Here is a 24,202-nt window from a genome sequence, read left to right as displayed (position 1 = left end):
CAAGCATAGGGTTTCAGACCTTCAGTCTGATATTTATCAGAGGTCAACATCAAGGGGCGTTGCCACCTTGTTTTGATGTAATAGGCCTTCAGCCTCTGTTCGATTTAAAGCTAATTTCATTTCGAAGCTGTAGAAAAATATTCATGGTATTTCTCAGGCTGACAGCCTGAAATATCATAGCTTGGGGTATCACCCCAAGTGCATGTATGTAGTGCATAATCAGGCTGTAAGTCTGAAACAAAAAATGACAGATAAGCAATCGTTCAAGTTCAGCAAAGCGTCCCGCAATGTTTTCTTATATTCCATATCCTTTCCAATGTAGTTGAATAGAGATCAATTATATGTTTTGTTAGTTGATGTAAATAGATTTAGAACGGCCAGAGGCCAATGTAAAACAGCGAAGCGAGACGCTTCGCTGAGCAATGAGTCAACATCAAGGGGCGTTGCCACCTTGTTGTGATGTAATAGGCCTTCAGCCTATGTTCGATTTAATGCTAATTTCGTTTCGAAGCTGTAGATTAATCTCATAGGTATTTTTCAGGCTGAAAGTCTGAAACAAAAAATGACAGATAAGAAATCGTTCATAGAAGCGAGACGCATCTATAAGCAATGTGATCAACATAGTCAAATTTTGATTTTTAACCAGATGTTATAGTTAATGTGAAATTAAAAGTTTCTGATAGACCTGATACTTTCTTCTTCTTCCTGTTTCTTTTTCTTCTTTTTGAACATACGTTTACGGTTTTTTCGATAATAGGTGAAGTTATCGTAGCAGATAGATATTTCATGGCTATTGTAACCGATACCAGAGTTATTTCTGTTCAGATCGTACGAATAACCCAATAGTAGTTCTTTTGAGAGCTGAACATTTACAATAAATGCCATAGTATGTTTTATTCGGTACGATGCTCCAACAATAAACTTTTTATTAACAGAAAGTAATGCATTCATATCTAAATTAGCTTCTGCATCATCATTCATCTTAAACAGAATGGATGGTTTTATGGATAGGGATTTATTTAAACCTACTAATAATCCGGAAGAAAGATATGCGTTTCGTTTGTAACCGGGAACCTCAATGTTGTCGTATTTTGAAAAATGAGTCTGAATAAGATGAGGGAATGAAAGCCCCACGTAAAATATCGGAGAATATAAAAAAGCTCCTGCTCCAAAGTCACCGTTGATCTGATTTGATAAATCACTTTGAAACATGGGGTCATTACTTTGTACGATGCTGATTTTAGATAGGGTAATGTTCTGATAAATAGCTCCAATATTTAAACCTAATGAAAGATGAAGTTGGTCGTTTAACTTTAGCAAATGAGCATATGAAAAACTTGCATTGTAAGTATTTACTGGTCCAACTTTATGGTTAGATATTAATCCGCCTATTGCATTATAGGTTTTGTTAATAGGGCCATTGATGCCTAGCATATATGTAGTGGGTGAGCCTTCTACGCCCATCCATTGTTTTTTAATATTAAGATTTGTTGATATGGTGTTTCGAATACCTGTATAAGCCGGGTTAATACATAACTGGTTATTCATGTATTGCGAAAAGGAGGGATCCCATTGCGAAAAGGATTCTCCTGCAAAAAAGAAAAATATAACAAAGAGTAATATGGATTGTAATAGTCTCAAGTAATTATAGCTTGTTGTGTTAAAAATTGATGTATATATAGCCTTTTAAATCTAAATCCAGGTCAGCTACAATAAACCTGTAAAAGTAAGTGCCAACATTTACTTTACTTCCAGATTGGGAACCTGAATTAGCAATTCCATCCCAGTCGTTTTTGTAATCTTTATTTTCATATATAATATCGCCCCATTGGGTAAAAATACTTAAATGAACATTTGATGCATTTTCAAAATCAGGAACCGTAAAGAAATCGTTTATGCCATCTCCATTGGGTGAAAATCCATTGGGTATAAAGATATCATCCGAGGAGTCATTGCTTAATAAATTGATGATGATCCAGGCAGAACTGTAATCGCCATCTTCATCAATAACCGAATATTGAATGGAGTCAGCACCTGAATATCCTTTTCCTGGTGCATAAATTATGGTTGTATCATTTAAAGTATAGCAATCACCTTTTTCAGCAGCAGTTTCAATATTTAATTCAATCGGAAAATTTAACAGGTTGGAATCATTGGCACAGCAGTTAATCATTTTTTCCATTGTCCAGTATGTTGATATAGTATCGTTTATGGCTACAGGAATATAATCTTTATAAATGGTATTAATTTCAACAGTTCCGGTACCACAGTCGCCATACATATTACAAATTTCATAAACAAGTCTGTCTTCACCTGTAAAATTGATCTCAGGTGTATATGAAATGGAATGATCCTCATTGATCAGTACTGTTCCGTGCTCTGGTTGTTCAACTAATTTCAGCGAACTAATACCATCAGCAAACCCGTAATCATTTTCAATAATGTTTATTATTTCTGTTTTATTAAGGCTAACTTCGGCATAATCATCGTTAACAGATACAGCATTTGTATTTTGATTTTTAAATGATGTGTTGATAAATAAAAGCGTTAAGCTTATTAATTGTAAAAAGAGTGTTGAATATGTTTTCATTATTTGCATAATGATGATTAACGTTTTATAGTTGAGTTGTATTCATTTAAATTATGGTAAACTTAGTGTTTTCGTTTAATACCATCGTAAATTACATCCTGAAAACTACAAGGAACAGCTCCCTTTTTAAAATTGTTGCAGTTAAATTTATAGCCAACAACCAATTGAACTCCATTTCCATAATAGTTTTGAGTGCCAGAAAGGCTCATTTGATATTCTATTCCAAAGCTCATTCTGTCGTAATTTACACCAGCAGTAATACTTGATGATAGGTCTCTTCCAATTTTATGATCCATACTTCTTCTGTAACATAAAATGGTCCAATAGGCAAGTTTTTGGTTGTAGGTTGGCATTTTTAGTTTTAGGTTTATATCAAACCTTGTATCGGCAAATTTATTTCTTCGGTACATTAATTCCGGAAATAAAAATACGTCCCGGGATGATAATTTAAACCAGGTTCCCATATGTATATTTAAATCTGCTGGTAATTCATTATCGTAGTCGTTGTTGTACAAAGGATTATTTTGAGGTAGCAAATTTGTTAATGACATGCCCAGGTGATGGTTGTTAAACTTAAGGAAGAATCCCGTATTTGAATTTATTCCCCATCCACTTTCTGTTCCTCCGCTCATTACCGGGTCAAAAGGTTGATCTTGTCCGATAAATGCAGATTGATCAAATCTTGATTGAGCAACATTTATCGAAAGGCCAAACTGAATACTCGATTTTTGGCGCATGTTATCTAATAATTTTATTTCGTATGAAAAGGATTGTTGTAATCCCAACTGACTGGTATAACCATTTTTATCGTTGTAGATATAGGTGCCTGATCCTAACTGACTGCTAATACCAAACTGATAACTGAAAAGTTGAGTAGAAGGAGAATCATCCATTCCAAACCATTGTTTTTGATAATAGGCATTAAATGTATTGCAGCTTTTATCGCCTCCGGCAGCTGCCGGATTCATTAAAAAACAATCGTACACGTATAAGTTAGTAATGTAATGTTCCTGACCATTTGCGGCCTGACCATATACAATTATTATTAATAGTATTAATATATAATTCCTCATTTTCTTAGGTTCGATTAGCGTTTTAAAGTAAAGTGTCCTTTAAGTAATTTTTTAGTTGGTAAGAGCTCTATCACGTACCAATAGTCAGTTGAAGGCATTGGCTTGTTTTGATAGGTTCCATCCCAACCATACTCAGAAGCAAATGCTCCATTGTACATCACCAGCAGTTTTCCATACCTGTCATATATTCTTACTGCAGCTTCCGGAAGCTTTTCTAATCCGTCAATTCTCCATTTATCATTGTAGCCATCTCCATTAGGTGTTACAAAGTTTGGAACATCAATATCAATGGCATCTGAAATATAAAACACCTGTGAATTGGTACAACCATTGTTATCCAGTATGTAAGCTGTATACTCTCCGGCTTCCAGATTAGAAAAAGTATTTTCGTTTTGCCAGAAAATACTGTCAAGACTATACTGGTAAGGCTCATTTGCCATATCCATTCTTAAAACAACCTGACGATATATTGTGGTATCCAGTACTTCTATTTGAGGAAGTGGTAAAAAATTCATTACAACCGTATCCTGCTTAAAGTAACATGTGGTTGTACTATTGTTGATACTAATACCAATGTTTACAATGCTGGTATCATTTTCAAAGAATGATTTAAAAGATGAAGTACTGTTATCGCTCAACCATAAATACTGTCCGGTATGATTATCAGCTTCCGAATCCAGATCAAGCAATGATATTGTAGTATCTTTTTGACAAAGCGTGAAGTTGTAAGTTGTATCTTCCACTTGCATGTACTGAATCTTTTGCTGGTCAAATGTTCTACAATTGTTGGCATCAGTAACATTAACCGTATTAATACCACCAATATCGGCATTAATAGCAAAGCTTGTTTCATTATTATGCCATAAATAGCTGTTGTAAATATCCCCTTCTATTGGCGAAATGGCCAAAACATCAATTAAAGGACAAATCAGTGTATCACTGCCTAAAGTTACTTTAGGAGCATCGTACCATTTTACTTCTGTAGTAGCAGAACCTGAACATCCATTTTGGTCATCAGTTACTGATACATGATACGTTCCCGCACCTGCATTAATGGTTTCGTTACTAGAGTTGGTAGACCACCACACGGAGTATGATGCCGGCCTGTTTGCAATTTGTGGTGTTAGTTCAATTTCAGTTCCAGGGCATGTTGCAGGCGTATTAGGAAGCGTTACAACAGGTAATGGAATAGGATTGATATTGATGTCATCTGTAGCAAAACATCCATTTTGGTCGTAAACTGTAACACTGTAATTAACCGGATTACTTGCATTGTTGATTTCAATAGAAGAATCGGTTGATCCTGTATTCCAGATATAGGATGTATAGTTTTGCGGTGATGGTATCGACAATGTTTCACCAACACAAATATTTCTGTCTAAACCTAATTCTATCGAAGGAGAATTATAGATGATGATTTCAACAGAATCAGATTCCTCACAAAGGTTATTATCAATGATGGTTAACAGGTAAGTGCCGGATTCATTCACAGTCCAGTTTGTATCCGGATTTGGATTTCCGGTTGTGGTTCCCTGTTTCGTCCACTGGAAGCTTTGTATGTCAGTACCAACAGTTAAAGGACATTCCAATAAAATACCTTCATTGGTACATCCCTGAGTATTAATTCCTGAAAGATCTATTATTGTTTTAGGATATTGTACCACCTGAACATCATTAGTGTTTTTACATCCGTTAGCATCAGTAGCTTCAACAGTGTATGTGGCTGGAGTATTAACTGTAATAGCACTGGTTTGTTCCCATGTGTTCCATAAAAATGTTGGATTATTAACATCTGATCCATTTGAATATTTTACAGATGATACAGAAATAATATCAGATGATCCGTCACATAATCCTAACGAATTTGTGTTTAAGCTAATGTTAGGTAATTCATTAACAGTCAGGCTTACGGTTTCTGTAGTTGAACATCCGTTTAATCCTTCAACGGTTAATTGATAGGTTCCGGCAGTGCTTACTTTTGTTGTATCGTACGTAGATCCGGTTGACCATAAATAACTATTGTAAGTAGATGGAGAAGCCTGGAATAGAGTAGTATCTCCCTGACAAATTTCCTGATCTCCAGATATAGTAATACTTGGATTTGCTTTTGTTAATAAAGACATCGTATCAGAAGCAATACAAGCCTCATTAGTATATTCAACCATTAAAGCGTACGCTGCAGGATCATTGGTGTTTAACCAATCCTGATCAGTTGGGTTGCTTTCCGTAATATTACCATTTGCATCGAGCTTAACCCATTGATAACTCTGTAATTCACTGTAGTTTTTAACTTCATTTGGCGTAATTAAATCCGTAGCATCACCCTGACAGATATATTGATCAAATAATGCAGGAATAACAAATTCATCATGATAGTCAACATTTACCTCTGTTGTTGAATAGCAATGAAAAGGAGCACTGGTATCGTAAAAATCAACATTGGTATTTGAAATTACTAAAGAGTAAACTCCGGAAGCATCAATCTGGATGGTGTTGGGATCTGTTGTAGAGGCTGTACTGCCATTCCAGAAATAATTGATTTGATTGGTGAAAAATGGATGATTTGAATTAGAACTGGTATTATTAAAATCAATTAAGTCATTTAGTATGATCACATCGTTAGCACAAGGTTCGATATGATCTGTTAAAGAAATTACAGGAGCAGCAACCTTATGTACAGTGATATTATCCGTAAGAGAACATCCGCTGGAATGTACCGCATAAATTTCCCAATCTTCAGCAGATAAAGTGGCATCGGTATATTGTCCGGCTTCAATTGATTGATTGGTTGATTTTATTCCTGAATTAGCGCCATTTTGTAATGTCCATTGGTAAGTATCAAAACCATCATTGGCATTTAATTGTATCACATCTCCATTACAAATGGTTTTATCCGGTCCAAGATTTATGGAACCCACATCAACCACATAAAAGTTAATGGTATCTAAAACACTGCTACAACCGTTTTCATTAGCCTGAACAACGTACTTACCTGCATCCGAAAGAGATACATTGTTAATGGTGTAAGAATCAATGTTATTGTTTAGGTCAGTAGTAGAACTTCCGTCATTAAAGAACCATGAAATATTTGAGATACCTGCATTAGTAGTAATAGTGTATGGAACAGTTGGACATGCAGTAATGGTATCATTAGCAAATATGTTTACAGTTTTCCAATTGTAAGTGGTGTTGTCTGAGTTAACACATCCGTTACTGTCTGTTATGGTTACAGCCACTTCTTCAGGAGTTACAGCTGTGTAGGTTTGCTGTGTTGATCCATCGTGCCACAAATAACTAAAACCTGTACCAGCATCATAGGTTTCCGTTTCACCCTGGCATTCATCAGCAATATCAGGTAAATTAATATTAGGAAGAGGATTTACTGTTACATTAACATGATCAACACTATAGCATCCGTTTGAATGTGTTGTCATTACATAATAAGTGCCTGATGTATTTACCGAATACGTTGCGCTTGTGGCCAATGGGGTTAAACCAGTGTTGGTTTCCGGATCCTGATCGAACCATCTAAAGGCAGAAGCAGAAGCAGACCCGATATTCAGCGTGGTAAATTCACCTTGGCATATATTTTTATCACTACCTAAATCAATGGGATCACCAAGTGTTACATTTAATGTGAAGGTTTGAGATACTGAACAACCATTAATATCTGTGCCGGTAACCGTGTAAGTTCCTTCCTGCGATTTCAACACGTTAACCAGGTTGAGTGTTGCACTGGTTTCGCTTAATGTTGTGTTGTTATATTCCCAAATATAGCCAGCTAATATATCAGCATCTGCATTTAAACTTACGTCAGTATATCCACAGATTGTAATGGTTTTGGGTGTTGTTGTGGTTTCTGTTCTTAAGGTAATCAATGCACTGTCTTTTGCTAAACAGCCTGTTGTGTTATCTGTAATATTAACATATACACTGTCTGTTTGATTAAATGATATCTGTGCATCAGTTGAGCTTATACCAGAGTTTATCGTTGTCCATGCAAAATCATAATTACTATTGGAACTTACAGGAGAGGTATAAGTAGCATCGTGACATAAAATTTCATCATTTAAAGTGTAGGTTGGTAATGGTGATACGGTTATTTCGATGCTGTCAACAGCAGAACATCCATCCTGACTGGCTGTGAGATAATACCAACCCGTTTGATTTACATTAACATATGGATCAGTACTTATTATAGCTGATGTTTTATCTCCATATCTCCATTCATAGTTATCTAAAGTGGTTGTGTTGTATATTCTACTACCTGTACAAATGAAATTCTGCGATGTTACTTCAACGTTTAAATCAATAGGTATTTCTTCTTTAGTAGTTATTTTTATTGTATCAGTGGCACTACATCCATCTTCATCAGTAATTTGAAGCCAAATTTCATCTGTCCCATTCGTATTTGATGTATAGGTATAATTTGAATCAGAAGAACCATCCTGCCAATAAAATGTACCTTCGTTAAGTGTGGGTGTTATCACGTAAGTATCGTTAAAACAGATTTCTGTATCTGCACCCAGATCAAATTCAGGCAAGTTAAATTCTACTTCAATGCTATCCGTAAGTTCACATCCTTCGTTTGAATTAATCATTCGTGAAGCAACCACCCAGTATAAACCCGACTCTGTAACTTCAAGAACCTGGTCGGTTGAAATAATCTGCTCTTTTGTTTTTTCACTAAACCAATTGTAAGTACCTAGAGATTCACTGGCTCTTAATTGAATTACATTACCCGCACATTGTTCTGTAGGTCCGTTTATTGCCAGATTGTTGAATGCTGAGAAATATCCAAAACTTGCACTACCTGAGTTTTCATCAAACACACTTAGGTGAAAAAGCCCTTGTGAATTAGAAAGTGTATGTGGTTTGTTTGTATCAAAACCATCCAGTCGTTTGTTTACAAAATACCATGTATCATCAGCATTAGCAGCGCCTGTGTTAGGTACTTTAACCCAGTTTACCCCACTTAAAGCATTACTAGTATTTCCATTGTCATCAACAAAGGTAAAATCATTAATGTTTTTATATTGTGTTAAGATCTGTACAAAAAAGCGGGCATTCAATATTTTTGTAAAGGTTACCGATGAGGAACCTGTACATTTTATTGGAGGAAGTATAGCACTACCTAATTCGTTTGAACTACCTACCAACCCTGCCAATTGATATACATATACCGAAGCCGTTGATTTGATATGTAGTGAAGAATTTTCTAAAATATCCAAAGAAATGCTTTCACCTTTATTTAAATTGAAAGATCCTGAACTGGAGTCGGTTTCATCAACAGTTACTGTAGTATTGTCTTTTGTAGCAAGAATATATACTTTTTCAATGGGCATCAGAGACCATGAATTGGCTTGAGGAGCTCCTGAAAACATAGCAATATATTCAGTTCCTGTAATGGATACAGGAACTGTCTGGTCACCAATTAAATCCCATGATGCTCCTTTTTCATCTCTGATGGAGTCGTCAGAAATGGTTACAGCTATAACTTTATTCGATTTTATATAAGTTCCCGAAAGTGTATAATTTTTATCAATACTGTTTCCCTCAATACTATAGGTCTCTCCTCTGTTAAGAGTAATGGTGTAAGTTGTTCCTGCACCATGCCCCACAACATCTGCTGTAGGTGTTATTTCAACAACCGTTCCATCCTCAGTGGCTACAATATCAATAGCTTCATATGGTAAAGGATTATAATTATTATCTTTATTTGCATATTCTGTCTGGGATGAAGCAAAAAATTCAGTACCCAAAGCATTCTTTCCTTTTAGCGTAAATTTATCAGGATTATTGCTATTGGCCACCTCATAGTAAACAGATATTTTGTTATCCGAAGTAATTAAAATCCCCTTTGAGTTAATACTGTTCCCCGGTGAGTTTTCAATGGCATTAATATCAGACCTGCTGGTAAACTCTATTTTATCCTGTTCAAATGCATCAAGACTTAAGGTTCTGGAAAAACCCGGGTTGGCAGGCATCGTTAATGTTATATTCGCTGGTTGATCAAGCGCGGTTATTCTAAATGCAATTGGAGCATCGCCATGTTGTTGAATGACAGAAGGAGCTACAAACCAAAATTCTGTATCAACCTGAGCTTTTATTGATGAATATAAAAGCATTAGAATAAAGACTGTGAGTGTTGTGTATTTGTTTGGCATGGTGTAAAAAATGTATGTTGAATATTGATTAAGGGATGATTTATATTACCGTGAATTTTTTAGGTATATGTTTATTTATAATTAATAAATAGGTTCCTTTGGGAAGCTCACTTACAGAGGTTGTAGTTGATTTATTTGTGTTTAATGGAATAACCTTTACTACTTGTCCATTAGTGTTTATGATTTGAGCTTTCTTATTTTCAGAAGGTTCTGCAACAGATATCGTAATGTATTCATGTGCAGGATTTGGGTAGATTGAAATAGCCTTATTTTCATCTGTTGAATTAATGGAAGAGGTAATGTCAAAACTTACCTCAATTTTTTTGTCTGAAGTAAGATCAGATATTGTCATAGTGTTTTGTATAACAGTGCTGACACCATTAATTTTTATAGCACTAATGATGAAGTTATTCTCAGGAGTTATGGTATAAGTAACATAATCCCCATCTTCCAATATATAAAACCCAGAAGGTTCAATGTTACCTCCTGGTCCGGCAACCGATTCTATTACATGAGTATTGGCAATACTAAACATGTAACCTGAACCTGCGTTAATAAACTGATTGGCGCCATTTGCATCATGACTTTCGTTGAAGGCTCCTATGATGGCTTTGTTACCAAATATATCAACTGCACAACCAAAGCTGTCTCCGGCAGTTTTATCCGAAGCTTTTATCTTTTGTATCTGAGTCCAGGAACCAGATGAATTTAAATGGTAATAATAAGCACTTCCAGAATTGGAGAGCGTGTTGCTACCTGAAATGTCTTCATCTTCGTATTCTGCTCCAACAATAGCATAATCCTGAAAGATCGCTACTGAAGAACCAAATAAATCTTCGCTGCTTCTATCATCTGCAACTATTTTTTGATCTTCAATCCATTGATTGGAACTGTTTTGTTTAAAAATATATGCAGCACCAGCTTTTATCAATGAGCTGTTGTTTCCTTCGTTATTAGCACCAATAATAGCTTTATCTTCTGTGATAGAAACAGAAAAACCAAAACTATCTCCCAATTCAACATCCGCTGCACTAACCTTTTGTTGTTCTTCCCATAGTTGATTAGAGCTGTTGTAAGTGAAAAAATAGGCACATCCCGTATTATTGTTTTTACCTTTAGCCCCCACTAAAAAGGTGTTTTTATCAATGGAAACAGTATTGCCAAAATTATCATTTGCTTGAGTATCTGAGGCCGTAATTTTTTGACTTTCAGTCCAGGTATTGTCATTGTTGTTTTTAAAAACATATACAGCACCTGCATTTGTTTTGCCTTCAACAGTTTTTTTAAAGGTGCCAACTATGGCAAATTTGTTATTAATAGACACAGAGGAGCCAAAGTTATCATTGGCAATTGCATCGGCATGTTGTAATCGGGTAACTTCATTCCATACCCCGATTTCATTTCGTTCAAAAATGTAAGCTGCACCCACATCTTCAGTTGAACCTGTATGTTCTTTTGCACCAATGATTATTAAGTTTTCATATATATCAACACTCTGACCAAAATTGTATCCATCACCAGTATTTGAAGGAGTGAGTTGTTGCGTTTCCTTCCATATTCCATTTTCATCTATATCATAAACATAGGCTGAGCCGGCATATGCAGTAAATTCAGTAAATGAAGTGTATACAGTTTTCTGAGGGGCACCAATAATAGCTGTATTTCCATAAATAGCTACCGAAGTGCCAAAATTATCATAGGAAAATCGATCAGAAGCAACAATTTTATTTGTTTGATCAAGATTTTGACCATAAGCATATATGTTAACCAGAGATAAAGTAGTTATTATTATTGCAAATATATTTTGGGAAGATTTATTTTTCATAGTTCGTAATTAGTTTATCGTACTATTGCATGTGTATTTGATTTTGAGTATGTATTATTTCAATCATTTGTAATTATATATGTTTAACAAAAAGTTAAAATATTGATTTATAACGGAAATATATTAGCCTTAGTGTTTATTGAACTGATATAAATTTAAAAATCAAACAAATATTTCAAATATTCATATTGATGGTTTATACATATGTTATGTCAAAAAGGTTACATCTTGAGGTCGTTGTATTTTAAATAGATAGCACTTTATATGATTTAGTTAATACTATACATAATGGTGGAATTGAAGTCTGCCATTATTTTCAGCTCTAACTTTTTTTAGAACAGAAGGTGAACTGAAAAAAAGATATAGCTTTGTTACTCGAATTACATGTATTAGAATAGATGGACAAATACCTAAAAGTATTAAAGCAATATTGGGGATTTGATGGCTATAGGGCCATGCAGGATCAAATTGTGCAATCAATAGGAGACGGTAAAGATACTCTGGGATTGATGCCAACAGGAGGAGGAAAGTCAATTACTTTTCAGGTTCCTGCTCTGGCAAAAGAGGGTGTGTGTATTGTGGTTACTCCTTTGGTGGCTTTAATGAAAGATCAGGTTGCCAACTTAAAAAAGAGAGGAATAAAAGCAGTTGCTGTGTTTTCCGGACTATCTAGAGAGGAAATAAATATAGCATACGACAATTGTATTTTTGGCGATTATAAGTTCTTGTATCTTTCTCCGGAACGACTGTCAACATCTTTGTTTCTTGAAAAACTGGTACATTTTAATGTAAGTATGATAGTGGTTGATGAGGCCCATTGTATTAGTCAGTGGGGCTATGATTTTCGCCCGTCCTATTTAAAAATTGCTGAGTTAAGGTCGGAACTACCTGATGTTCCGGTGCTGGCATTAACTGCTACAGCAACTCCTAAAACAGTTGAAGATATTCAGGAACGTCTTCTTTTTAAAGAAAAGAATGTTGTTCAAAAAGGTTTTGAACGGGATAATCTGGCGTACATCGTCAGAGAAACCGAGGACAAATTAAATCAGCTTGTAAAAATTGTAAAATCCATTAATGGTTGTTCTGTAGTTTTTGTTCGTAACCGAAAAAAAACGAAGGAATATACAGTTTGGCTCAGGGAAAATGGTATTACGGCTCATAATTATCATGCAGGCTTAACGCAGGAATCAAAAGACCAGCGGCAAAAAGACTGGATGGAAGATAAAGTTCAGGTAATTGTTTGCACCAATGCCTTTGGAATGGGAATAGATAAGCCGGATGTGCGGCTTGTGGTTCATATGGATGCACCGGATTCTATTGAAGCCTATTTTCAGGAGGCAGGACGTGCTGGTCGTGATGGCAAAAAAGCCTATGCTGTGATGCTGTGGTCTAATGCAGATAAAGTAAGATTAAAGAAAAACGTAACGGTTTCGTTTCCTGAAAAAGAAGTTGTTTTTAGGGTTTATGATGCCTTGGGTAATTTCTTTCAGCTGGCATCGGGTCATGGTGCCGATTTGGTTTATGATTTTGATATGGTGGCTTTTTGTTCCGCTTATCATTTTAATTTGCTAACGGTTTTCAATAGTCTGAAAATACTTCAGCGAGCCGGATACATTGAGTACGAAGAAGAATGTAACACGCCATCCAGAGTTCATTTTATTGCACAAAAAACAGATTTGTATCGATTCCAGGTGGCCAATGCACAGTTTGACGGATTTATTAAATTGCTTTTGCGTTCCTATACTGGTTTTTTTACAGAATATGTTGCCATTAATGAACAGCAGTTGGCCAATAGGGCTAATGCTAATATAAAATTGGTTTATCAGTATCTGAATAAATTAAATCATCTGAAAATCATACGTTATATTCCCCAGAAAAAAACGCCTTTAATAAGATATGTACAATCCAGAGAAGAAGTGCGCTACATGAAACTTCCGGATGAGGTATACAAGGATCGAAAGAAGGATATGGAATACAGGGTATCTGCAATGATTGATTATTGCGACTACACTCATATGTGCAGGAGTAAGTTCCTGTTGAATTATTTTGGACAAAAGAATGCTAAAAATTGTGGTGTCTGTGATGTATGTATTGAAAAAAAGAAACGGGGTATCAATTCAGATCTGTCCAATGAAATGGAGGATAAAATTGAAGAACATCTGCAACAACCAATGAGTTTTAGTGAATTGGAAGACATGATGAAATCGTATCAAAAAGAGTGGATTGAAGTTTTTAATTGGATGGCAGACAATCAGGTAATCTATCCAAATGATGATGAAAAGTGGCTTCTGCGTTAGAAATTAATGTTTGTGTCTCAGGCATTAGTATTTAGCTTTTAAAATTACTAGTTTTGCACATTATTTATATATAGTCATCCTATTTGATAAATGGAACAAGAAGGGTTAGATCATATTGTATATTCCAAAAATGTATTGGAATTTGTTACCGTAGGAAATGAGTACTGTAATCAATTAGAGAATTCTTTTGATAAAACATCAAAGGAATTGCTTACTATTATGGTTAGAATTTTACCACTATTGTATATTAAAGCAGTAGTGCTTCCTAAAACAGACTTTGTTTTAGAGGAAAATATAGAAAAAACGGTAAGAGAAGAGGATTATATCAGAGTTCAGCACACATTATTAAATATTCTGGGACAACATGATGATTTTCTGGAAGTGTTTGTTCAGGATAACGAACTGGATCAACGTGATGTGGCGAGTAGTATTTCAGAAAATCTTACAGATATATACCAGGATTTGAAAGATTTCTTGTTTGCTTACAGAATCGGAGTTACCGATATCATGAATGATGCTTTGGTTGAAGTAACCAATTCATTTGAAATGTACTGGGGGCAAAAGTTGGTTAACGTGCTAAGGGCTTGTCATAACGTTTTATACAGTGCTGAGGATTTAGATGACGATATTTTAGGAGGATCAGAAAGTGGAGACCCATTGAAAGATAATGATTGGTTTAGCCGTTTTCAGGATCAATGGAACGATGAGGAAAATTAAAAAGAAGAGTTTTGGTTAAAAACACAATAAGTAACGAAGTATTAAACGAATTACCATTACAACATTTCGAAGGAGAGATTGTATTGGTAGAACATGAGGACGGAATTGCTCAGGTGATGAAGGAGGTAGAAGGTGAAACTGTTGTAGGGTTTGATACGGAAACCCGTCCTTCTTTTAAAAAGGGTGTTACAAACTCAATTGCATTATTTCAGCTTTCAACAAAAGATTCTACTTATTTGATCAGACTTAATAAAACAGGTGTTCCTGAATCCTTAAAAGGTTTGTTAGAAGATGAATCCGTTTTAAAAGTAGGTGTTGGTATCCGTGATGATATCAGAGGTTTGCAAAAGTTAGTACCTTTTAAACCACAAGGTTTTGTTGAGCTGCAATCTCTTGCTATTGAAAAAGGATTAAAAGATTTTTCTCTAAAAAAACTAGCAGGTATTTTGTTGAAATTCAGAGTTTCAAAACGTCAGCGTTTATCAAACTGGGAAGCAGAAACACTTTCAAAAGCGCAAATGGTTTATGCCGCAACAGATTCGTGGGTAGCTCTTGAGATATATAAAAAACTATTGGTGTTAGATTCAAGTAAAGTTATTGATGTTGAAATCGAAAATCAACAATAACAGTTTTAAGAATAATAAATTACAAAATAATTCATGTCTTATATAAAAGTTGTTTTAAAATCTGGTAAAGATCAATCCTTACGCAGATTTCATCCGTGGGTGTTTAGCGGTGCGATAAAAAAAATGTACGGTGAGCCTGCAGAAGGTGATATTGTATCCGTTTTTGATAATAAGAATGAGTTCTTAGGTTTAGGACACTACCAGATTGGTTCAATTGCAGTTCGAATTGTTTCTTTTACTGAAGTAGAAGTAAATGACCAGTTTTGGGAAGATAAAATCAGGAAGGCATACCAGTTAAGAGTTGATCAGGGATTGGTCGATGATGAAACAACAAATGCATATCGCTTAGTACATGCTGAAGGCGATAATATGCCAGGACTGATCATTGATATGTATGATGATACAGCAGTAGTTCAAATGCACTCTGTAGGTATGTTTTTAATTAAAGATACCATCGATGAAATATTAAAAAAGATTTTTGGCGATCAGTTAAAAGCCATCTACAATAAATCAGAGAGTACCATTCCTTATAAAGCTAAGGTTAATCCGGAAAACGGATATACATTTGGTAAATCGGAAACACGTATTGCTCTTGAAAATGGATTAAAGTTCAGAGTAGACTGGGAAAAGGGTCAGAAAACAGGATTCTTTGTTGACCAGAGAGATAACAGAGCCTTGTTGGAAAAATACAGTAAAGGAAAATCGGTATTAAACATGTTTTGTTATACCGGAGGATTTTCTTTTTACGCCATGAGAGGTGGAGCTAAGCTGGTTCACTCTGTTGATAGTTCAGAACGTGCTATAGAACTAACCAAAGAAAATGTTGAGTTAAACTATCCTGGAGATGAGCGTCATGATGCGTTTGCTGTAGATGCGTTTAAATACTTAGATGATATAAAAGATCAGTATGATTTAATCATATTGGATCCACCTGCATTTGCAAAACATAACAATGTTTTAAATAATGCGCTTCAGGGATATAAGCGATTAAATGCCAAAGCATTTGAACAAATTAAACCAGGTGGAATTATTTTTACATTCTCATGTTCGCAGGTTGTAAGTAAAGATGCGTTCCGAAAAACAGTATTTTCAGCTGCAGCTAAATCAGGTAGAAATGTGAGAATATTAAACCAACTAACTCAACCAGCAGATCACCCTGTAAATATCTATCATCCGGAAGGTGAGTATTTAAAAGGATTGGTACTGTACGTTGAATAGTAGACCGTCATCAGTACGCAGTAGGCAGTCCACAGTAGGCAGTACATAGTCCACAGTCCACAGTAGGCAGAGACTGTAGACTGAGAACTGAAGACTGGTGACTGGGAACTGAAGACTGAAGACTGGTGACTGAAGACTGGTGACTGAGACCTGTAGACTGAAGACTATATGCTGAGACCTTATATCTCATATCCTTATCTAAATAGTAATTTATGAAATTTAAAGAATTTGGATTTACCCCGGAAGTAATGGATGGTTTGGATGCGATGCGTTTTGAAACTGCAACTCCCGTTCAGGCACAAACCATTCCGGTAATTCGATCTGGAGCTGATTTGATTGCATGTGCACAAACCGGAACCGGAAAAACAGCAGCATATTTGCTTCCTGTTTTAGATCGATTGGTAAATGGAAATCAAAAAAATACATCCGCAGTTATTCTGGTGCCAACAAGAGAGTTGGCTTTGCAGATAGATCAGCAGATAGAAGGATTTAGTTACTTTTTATCTGTTACTTCTCTGGCTGTTTATGGAGGTAATGATAAAGATCTTTGGGATCAGCAAAAAAAGGCTTTAACACAAGGTGCTGATATTATTGTAGCCACTCCCGGCCGAATGATTCAGCATCTGAATATGGGTTATGTCGATTTTAAGTCGGTAAAACACTTTATTTTGGATGAGGCGGATAGAATGCTTGATATGGGATTTCATGAAGATATTATGCAAATTGAAAGCTTTCTTCCAAAGGAAAACCGTCAGAACTTATTGTTCTCAGCAACAATGCCGCCTAAGATCAGAGATTTAGCAAAAAAATTGCTGAATAATCCTGAAGAAATAAATATAGCTATTTCAAAACCTGCAGAAGGAATTCTGCAAGCTGCTTATGTTGTTCATGATTATCAGAAAAATGATCTGATTGTTGATTTGTTAAAGGGTAAGGATCTGCAGAGTATCATTATTTTCGTATCGCGAAAAGCCATCGTAAATGATGTGGTAAAAGCATTAAGAAAGAATGATTTTAATGCCAGAGCCATTCATTCCGATTTGGATCAAAATGAACGAATAGAAGTTCTTAGAGAGTTCAAAAACAGGAATGTGCAAATTTTAGTTGCCACAGATATTGTAGCCAGAGGAATTGATATTGAAAAAATTGATTTGGTTATTAATTATGATGTGCCTAATGATGCAGAGGATTATGTACACCGTATTGGACGAACAGCAAGAGCTAAAACAACTGGTGTCGGTATTACCTTTGTGAATGAAAAAGATCAGGTTGATTTTTATAAGATAGAACAGTTGATAGAAACAAATATCTATAAAATACCGTTGCCGCCGGAATATGAAGATGGTCCTGAATATAATCCGGAGGCAAAAATGAAAAAGGGCGGTAAAAATCGAAAAAAGAAATCAAATGGATTTCGCCCCAAAAGAAAGAAAGATCATAAATCATAAAAATATTTCGAGCCGTTCTTATTTATGCCAAAGGCAAATGAGAGCGGTTCTTTGTTTAATAGAATTAATAATTACCCAATGTCTGCTCAAATAAGTCAAATTATAGCCACTGAGTTGCAGTTGCAGCTTAATCATGTTGTTAATACCATTGAATTATTGGATGAAGGTGCTACCGTTCCTTTTATTAGTCGTTACCGTAAGGAAAGAACCGGTAGTATGGATGAAGTAAATGTTGCTGCTGTTAAAGAACGATACGAGAAACTTCAGGAAATAATAAAAAGAAAAGAATCCATTCTGAAATCAATGGATGAGCAAGGTGTGCTTACTCCGGAATTAAAAGAAAGAATTGAGAATACTTTTAATGCCACAGAACTTGAAGATATTTATTTGCCATTTAAACCAAAGAGAAAAACAAGAGCTGTTAAAGCTAAAGAAAAAGGTTTGGAGCCATTGGCAAAAGTGATCATGAAGCAATATGAACGTGATGTAGAGGGTAAAGCATCACATTTTATTAACGAGGATGTGGCGGATGTGGATGAGGCCCTGCAAGGTGCTCGTGATATTATTGCTGAATGGATTAATGAGAATAGTGTAGCCCGCGATATTGTACGTAGTGTTTTTGAACGAGGCGCAATAGTAACTTCATCTTTAGTAAAAGGAAAAGAGGAAGAGGGGATTAAATATAAAGATTATTTTGAGTTTTCTGAACCCTTAAAAAAATGTCCGAGTCATCGTTTGCTGGCCATACGCAGAGGCGAAAAGGAAGGAATTTTAAAGGTCACTATATCTCCCGAAGATGAGGAAATTACACATCGTTTAGGAAGGTATTTTGTAAAAGGAAATACAGAAGCTTCTGCACAGGTTGAGCTTGCATTGAAAGATGCCAATAAACGATTGTTAAAGCCATCTATTGAAACTGAGTTTGCCAACCTTTCAAAAGAAAAGGCGGATGCTGAAGCCATAAAAGTGTTCTCAAATAACTTGCGCCAATTATTGCTTTCGTCGCCTTTGGGACAAAAGAGAGTGTTGGCCATTGACCCGGGCTTTAGAACGGGTTGTAAAGTGGTGTGTTTGGATGCTCAGGGTAACTTGTTGCATAATGAGAATATCTATCCTCATGCTCCTCAGCGAGAAACCAAGCAGGCGGCAAAAAAGATCAGTTCAATGGTGGATGCTTACAAAATTGAGGCAATAGCCATTGGAAATGGAACCGCTTCGAGAGAAACAGAGTCTTTTGTTCGAAATATACAATACAGTCGTGATGTTCAGGTGTTTGTAGTGAGTGAAGATGGTGCATCAGTTTATTCGGCTAGTAAAGTTGCCAGAGATGAATTCCCGGAATATGATGTAACTGTTCGTGGAGCTGTTTCTATCGGTCGCAGGTTGATTGATCCTTTGGCAGAATTGGTCAAGATTGATCCAAAATCCATTGGTGTAGGACAATATCAGCACGATGTGGATCAGGGTAGTTTAAAATCTTCCTTGGATCAGGTAGTAGAGTCTTGTGTAAATAAGGTAGGTGTTGATTTGAATACATCAAGTATGCACCTGTTGACTTACGTGTCAGGTCTGGGTCCTCAGCTGGCAAAAAATATTGTTGAGTATCGTAAAGATAACGGTGCTTTCAGTTCAAGAAACGAATTAAAGAAAGTGCCAAGATTAGGTGCTAAAGCCTATGAGCAGGCAGCTGGTTTTTTAAGAATTACAGAAGCAAAGAATCCATTGGATAATTCAGCTGTTCACCCGGAATCTTATGCTGTAGTTGAAAAAATGGCAAAGGATTTAGGATGTAAGGTTCAGGACCTGATTACAGATGCACAGTTAAGAAATAAAATTAAGCTTGATAATTATGTGACAGATACAATTGGTTTGCCAACATTAAAGGATATTTTAAGCGAGTTGGAAAAACCAGGTCGCGATCCTCGCCAGATTATTAAAGTGTTTGAGTTTGATAAGAGCATTTATTCCATTGAAGATTTAAAAATAGGAATGGAGCTTCCTGGTATTGTTACCAATATTACCAACTTTGGAGCTTTTGTGGATGTGGGTGTTAAGCAGGATGGATTGGTTCATATATCCCAAATGGCCGATCGTTTTATTAGTGACCCTAATGATATTGTAAGCTTACATCAACATGTTAAAGTAAGAGTTACTGAAGTGGACATGGCTCGAAAAAGAATACAGTTGTCTATGAAAGGCCTCTAGTTTCATTTTGTAATCAAATTAGAATAATGGGTTAAAAATTATATATTTGCCTTTTTATAAGTTGTTAATATAAAAAATAAAGGGTTTATGCAGGAGATAAATGAAATTTTAGTACTTATTGACTCATATATTGGGAGTAGTGAATGGTTTGTTTATCTTTTGCTGGGCGTAGGTCTGTTTTTTACATTGTATTTGGGTTTACCTCAATTTAGGTATTTTAAGTATGCCGTAAGAATGGTGCGAGGTAAAATGGATACAGAAGGAGGTGAAGGTGATGCCTCTCATTTTCAGGCATTGGCAACTGCATTATCAGGTACTATAGGAACAGGAAATATTGCAGGAGTTGCTTTGGCTCTTTACCAGGGCGGACCTGCAGCTTTATTTTGGATGTTGGTAACAGCATTGATTGGTATGACCACAAAATTTGTGGAGGTTACTTTGTCTTTAAAATACAGGGAAAAAGCATCGGATGGAACAATGTCCGGAGGTCCCATGTATTTTATGAAGAAACGACTGGATATCAAACTTCCTTCAGGCAAAGTAATTAAAACAGGTCATGTTATGGCCGTTATTTTTGCGGTAGCCACGGTTTTATCATCTTTCGGTACAGGTAACCTTCCTCAGATTAATAGTATTGCCGACACCATTAATACTACTTTTCATATTCCGAATATGATAACAGGATTGGTGTTATCTATTCTTCTTGGAGTTATTATCATTGGAGGTATCAAACGTATTGTAACCATAACTTCTAAGTTGGTACCAACAATGGCTATCATTTATTTTATAGGTGCAGTAGCGGTTATCTTATATAATTATGAAAATATTTTACCATCCATCGTGGCTGTTTTTGCTGATGTATTTACAGGCACTGCAGCGGTAGGCGGGTTCTTAGGTGCAACAGTAGCTTTTACGTTTAATCAGGGTGTTAACCGAGGTTTGTTTTCAAATGAGGCGGGGCAGGGATCTGCTTCTATTGCACACTCGTCAGCTCGTGTTACAAATCCGGTGTCTGAAGGTATGGTGGCTTTGCTAGGACCTTTTATTGATACCATTGTTATTTGTTCTCTAACAGGTTTAACACTTCTGGCATCAGGTGTCTGGACTCAGAAGTTTCAGTGTGACTTTGAACGTGCTGACATGCAATTTATTCAGGGCGTGTATAATGATCATCTTGAATCGGACAAGAAGCTATTATCAAATCATTTAACAGGAAAAGATACCATTCCGTTGTTTTCAGGTAATATTCATGTTGAGGATGGCGTTATGCAGGGAGATATATCCTTAATACATGCCAGATCATTAGCTGAATATGTTAAAGTTTACGATGAAGATTCTTTATACACAGGAGAACTAAATGTTTTGCATGGTAATTTAACTTCTGATAGTGATATTGTACTGAAAGGAAAATCATTATTACATAGTGCTCCCTTAACTACAATGGCATTTACCAAAAGCTGGTTTGGTGATTTTGGTAAATATATTGTTTCCATTGGATTGCTGTTATTTGCCTTCTCAACTGCCATTTCATGGTCGTATTATGGCGATAGAGCTGTTGTGTTTCTTTTTGGAGGCAAGGGGATTTGGCTATACAGGGTTGTTTATGTACTGGCTTTTTTTGTCGCCTCATTTATGGATACAACCTTAATATGGACTTTTTCCGGGATAACAATTGCCTTTATGACTATTCCAAACCTGATAGGTATTTTTGTCTTGCATAAAGAAATGAAGTTTGAAGTAAAAAACTTTTGGAAAGAATATGCCAAAAGATTTCCGAATGAAAAGCTCCCTCTATTAACAAAAAAGTGATTTTTACACATATATCCTGCATTCTAAATATAGAATAAGTTATAAATAAATTATCTTTATTATCATTGTGATATCTTTATAAAGAAAGTTATTTATGATGATTATATTATCAAACTTAAAAGTTAAGTGGATAATAGGGATGTTTTTATGTTTCCTTATTTCTTTTAATGTAGTTTCACAATCTAAAAAAACAGAGCTGGATTTAGATCAGTTATTTTCCCAAATGGATTTTAACGGTACTTATTATCCGGAAAAAGCAAAGCATGACTTACAATCTTTAAAGCAACATATTTCAGAAGGAGATATATACAAGTATGATGGTTATCTGAATTATACAGATGCATTACTTTTATTTTCAGATCTTGAAATGGATTCATCATTGGTATGTATTGAAAAGGCAATGGCATCTTTTTCTGTGTCTGAAAATTCAAAATGGCTGGCAAAAAGTCAAATTTTATTGGGGCAGATTGCAGAAGTTTCGGGATTGTATGAACAAGCTAAAATTAATTTTTACGAAGCAATTTCTATCGGTGAAAAATCAAGTGTTGATGCCGGTTTTGCTTACATAGGTGTTGCTAGATGTAAAAGAGTTCTTAAAGAAGATTATAAGGAAGAGTTTAGTTTAGGAATTCAAATACTAAAGGATGCTGAAGAGCTGGAAATTCAACTTTTTGCAGAATTTATGGAGCTGCTTTTTGATCTGTCTAATCAGGAAACTCCACAGAAGTTAAATGAGCTGGCTTCTAAATATTTAGATATGAAGCTGTATTTGCGAGCTGCAAGTGCTTATAAAGTAATAGCCAGCAGTTATAATGCAAAAGGAAACCTGAAAGACTCTCATCATTATTGTGATTTAGCTATTGATATATGTGAAAAACATAAAATAGGAGACTTAATTAAACCCGCATTATATCAGTTTAAAGGCGTGTTGTATTTTAAGCAGAAGTTGTTTGATACAGCAGAAGTGTATTTTAATAGATCGCTCGAATTATACAAAAGCTTAAATCAAGAACACAGAATGTTGTATTCCTATAGCTATTTGCATAAAATAGACATAGCTAAAAATGACTATGTAAAAGCTTATGATGATCTTAATACCTATCAGCAGTTATTAGAAGAAACAAAGTCTTTTGAAAAAATACGGATGGCTAAGGTTTTGGAAATAAACAATAAAATAGACCTTATCAAAAGTCAGTTGGTTAAATTAAAAGTTGAAAAAAAAGCCAGTGAGTTTATGCTGTATCTGGTTATTGTAATTACCATCGGAATACTTAGTGCAGTAGGTGTATATGTTTATTTATATCAGAAAAATAAAAAGGCGAAGATTGCTGAGCTAAATAAAGAGTTTCATAATTTACTTATAGGAATCGGAGAAAAACAATTATTGGAACATCGTTTGAGTCATGATAAGAAATTACTGAAAAAACAAAAAGAAGAATTTAGTAAGATAAACAGTACAGGTGATATTGTAGATAGTTTTGATTCATGCTATATGGAAACTATAAATTTGTTTACAGACTCATTTCCTCAGTTAACAAAAACAGAAGTCAGATATGCGGTTATGTTGTGCCTAAAACTACCTATGGAAGTAATTGCCAAAGTGCAAAATGTTCAACCAGCATCAATTCGAAAAGCAAAACAGCGTATCAGAACCAAACTAAATGTAGAAAGTAATATTGAAGATTATTTACAAAATTATCGTGAAAGATTGATTTCAGATATGACAAAATAGTCCGTTTTGAGTCCGATTTCTATGTTGTTATAGGTCTAAATATGCCGTGCTTTTATGTTTTTTTGAAATATTAATAAATTAATTAATCAGATTTAAGATTTTGGCTTAGAAATAATTAACTGGTACTTAGAGTGATGGATTTTGTCACGTTTTTGTCACGCTAAAAAAGCGTAAAGTGCTTGTTTTCATATAGATATTTGTTGTGAACTACAAAAACAAATATCATGAAAGCAATTAACACACTTACAAAAATCACAGCACTATTATTAATGTTAATCATTACTCCTTCAGTATTTGCAGAAGAAGATCCAATCGTTGTTACTAAATTAGTTGAAGAAGATCCTATTGTTGTTACCAAGTTATTTGAGGAGGACCCAATTGTAGTAACAAAGCTTACAGAAGAAGATCCTATCGTTGTTACAAAACTTTTTGAAGAGGATCCAATAGTTGTTACTAAATTAATTGAAGAAGACCCTATTGTTGTTACAAAATAAT

At 35.2% G+C, this 24,202-nt stretch carries 14 protein-coding genes; 9 read left to right on the top strand and 5 right to left on the bottom strand.

Features of this window, described 5'->3' with window-relative positions; translation table 11 throughout:
• Nucleotides 1–666 precede the first annotated feature (666 nt).
• The 5 genes from OM075_RS08040 to OM075_RS08020 all read right to left on the bottom strand — a co-directional run bounded on the left by OM075_RS08040 (nucleotide 667) and on the right by OM075_RS08020 (nucleotide 11,655).
• Nucleotides 667–1,641: a PorP/SprF family type IX secretion system membrane protein gene (locus tag OM075_RS08040; protein ID WP_301189978.1), complete on the bottom strand. Its 975-nt coding sequence runs from the start codon at nucleotides 1,639–1,641 to the stop codon at nucleotides 667–669.
• Between the two features lie 19 nt (nucleotides 1,642–1,660).
• On the bottom strand, nucleotides 1,661–2,590 hold the full coding sequence (locus OM075_RS08035; RefSeq protein WP_301189977.1) for an Ig-like domain-containing protein: 930 nt from the start codon (nucleotides 2,588–2,590) through the stop codon (nucleotides 1,661–1,663).
• A gap of 62 nt (nucleotides 2,591–2,652) precedes the next feature.
• Nucleotides 2,653–3,663 (bottom strand): PorP/SprF family type IX secretion system membrane protein, encoded by a 1,011-nt coding sequence (locus OM075_RS08030; RefSeq protein WP_301189976.1) that lies wholly within the window; start codon nucleotides 3,661–3,663, stop codon nucleotides 2,653–2,655.
• Between the two features lie 14 nt (nucleotides 3,664–3,677).
• Nucleotides 3,678–9,791, bottom strand: a complete 6,114-nt coding sequence (locus OM075_RS08025; RefSeq protein WP_301189975.1) for a T9SS type B sorting domain-containing protein — start codon at nucleotides 9,789–9,791, stop codon at nucleotides 3,678–3,680.
• A gap of 79 nt (nucleotides 9,792–9,870) precedes the next feature.
• The gene (locus OM075_RS08020) at nucleotides 9,871–11,655 is read right to left on the bottom strand and encodes a T9SS type A sorting domain-containing protein (protein ID WP_301189974.1); all 1,785 of its coding nucleotides are present in this window, start codon (nucleotides 11,653–11,655) and stop codon (nucleotides 9,871–9,873) included.
• Nucleotides 11,656–12,053: 398 nt separating this feature from the next.
• Here OM075_RS08020 and OM075_RS08015 point away from each other — a divergent pair, with 398 nt between their 5' ends.
• The 9 genes from OM075_RS08015 (at nucleotide 12,054) to OM075_RS07975 (ending at nucleotide 24,201) form a co-directional block, all read left to right on the top strand.
• Entirely contained in the window at nucleotides 12,054–13,952 is a 1,899-nt protein-coding gene (locus OM075_RS08015; protein ID WP_301189973.1) for a RecQ family ATP-dependent DNA helicase, read from the top strand.
• 90 nt (nucleotides 13,953–14,042) lie between these two features.
• On the top strand, nucleotides 14,043–14,669 hold the full coding sequence (locus OM075_RS08010; RefSeq protein WP_301189972.1) for a DUF5063 domain-containing protein: 627 nt from the start codon (nucleotides 14,043–14,045) through the stop codon (nucleotides 14,667–14,669).
• Between the two features lie 11 nt (nucleotides 14,670–14,680).
• On the top strand, nucleotides 14,681–15,295 hold the full coding sequence (locus OM075_RS08005; RefSeq protein WP_301189971.1) for a 3'-5' exonuclease: 615 nt from the start codon (nucleotides 14,681–14,683) through the stop codon (nucleotides 15,293–15,295).
• 33 nt (nucleotides 15,296–15,328) lie between these two features.
• The gene (locus tag OM075_RS08000) at nucleotides 15,329–16,513 is read left to right on the top strand and encodes a class I SAM-dependent rRNA methyltransferase (protein WP_301189970.1); all 1,185 of its coding nucleotides are present in this window, start codon (nucleotides 15,329–15,331) and stop codon (nucleotides 16,511–16,513) included.
• Between the two features lie 212 nt (nucleotides 16,514–16,725).
• Nucleotides 16,726–17,961, top strand: a complete 1,236-nt coding sequence (locus OM075_RS07995) for a DEAD/DEAH box helicase (RefSeq protein WP_301189969.1) — start codon at nucleotides 16,726–16,728, stop codon at nucleotides 17,959–17,961.
• A gap of 78 nt (nucleotides 17,962–18,039) precedes the next feature.
• The gene (locus OM075_RS07990) at nucleotides 18,040–20,166 is read left to right on the top strand and encodes a Tex family protein (RefSeq protein ID WP_301189968.1); all 2,127 of its coding nucleotides are present in this window, start codon (nucleotides 18,040–18,042) and stop codon (nucleotides 20,164–20,166) included.
• Nucleotides 20,167–20,253: 87 nt separating this feature from the next.
• On the top strand, nucleotides 20,254–21,975 hold the full coding sequence (locus OM075_RS07985) for an alanine/glycine:cation symporter family protein (RefSeq protein WP_301189967.1): 1,722 nt from the start codon (nucleotides 20,254–20,256) through the stop codon (nucleotides 21,973–21,975).
• Between the two features lie 94 nt (nucleotides 21,976–22,069).
• The gene (locus OM075_RS07980) at nucleotides 22,070–23,707 is read left to right on the top strand and encodes a transcriptional regulator (protein WP_301189966.1); all 1,638 of its coding nucleotides are present in this window, start codon (nucleotides 22,070–22,072) and stop codon (nucleotides 23,705–23,707) included.
• A 224-nt stretch (nucleotides 23,708–23,931) separates the two neighbouring features.
• On the top strand, nucleotides 23,932–24,201 hold the full coding sequence (locus OM075_RS07975) for a hypothetical protein (RefSeq protein WP_301189965.1): 270 nt from the start codon (nucleotides 23,932–23,934) through the stop codon (nucleotides 24,199–24,201).
• Nucleotide 24,202 lies beyond the last annotated feature (1 nt).

The sequence above is a fragment of the Plebeiibacterium sediminum genome, assembly GCF_026013605.1.
GTDB classification, from domain to species: Bacteria; Bacteroidota; Bacteroidia; order Bacteroidales; family Marinilabiliaceae; genus Saccharicrinis; species Saccharicrinis sediminus.
The sequence above is the reverse complement of the archived record's forward strand: the minus strand, read 5'-3'. Positions and strand labels throughout refer to the sequence as shown.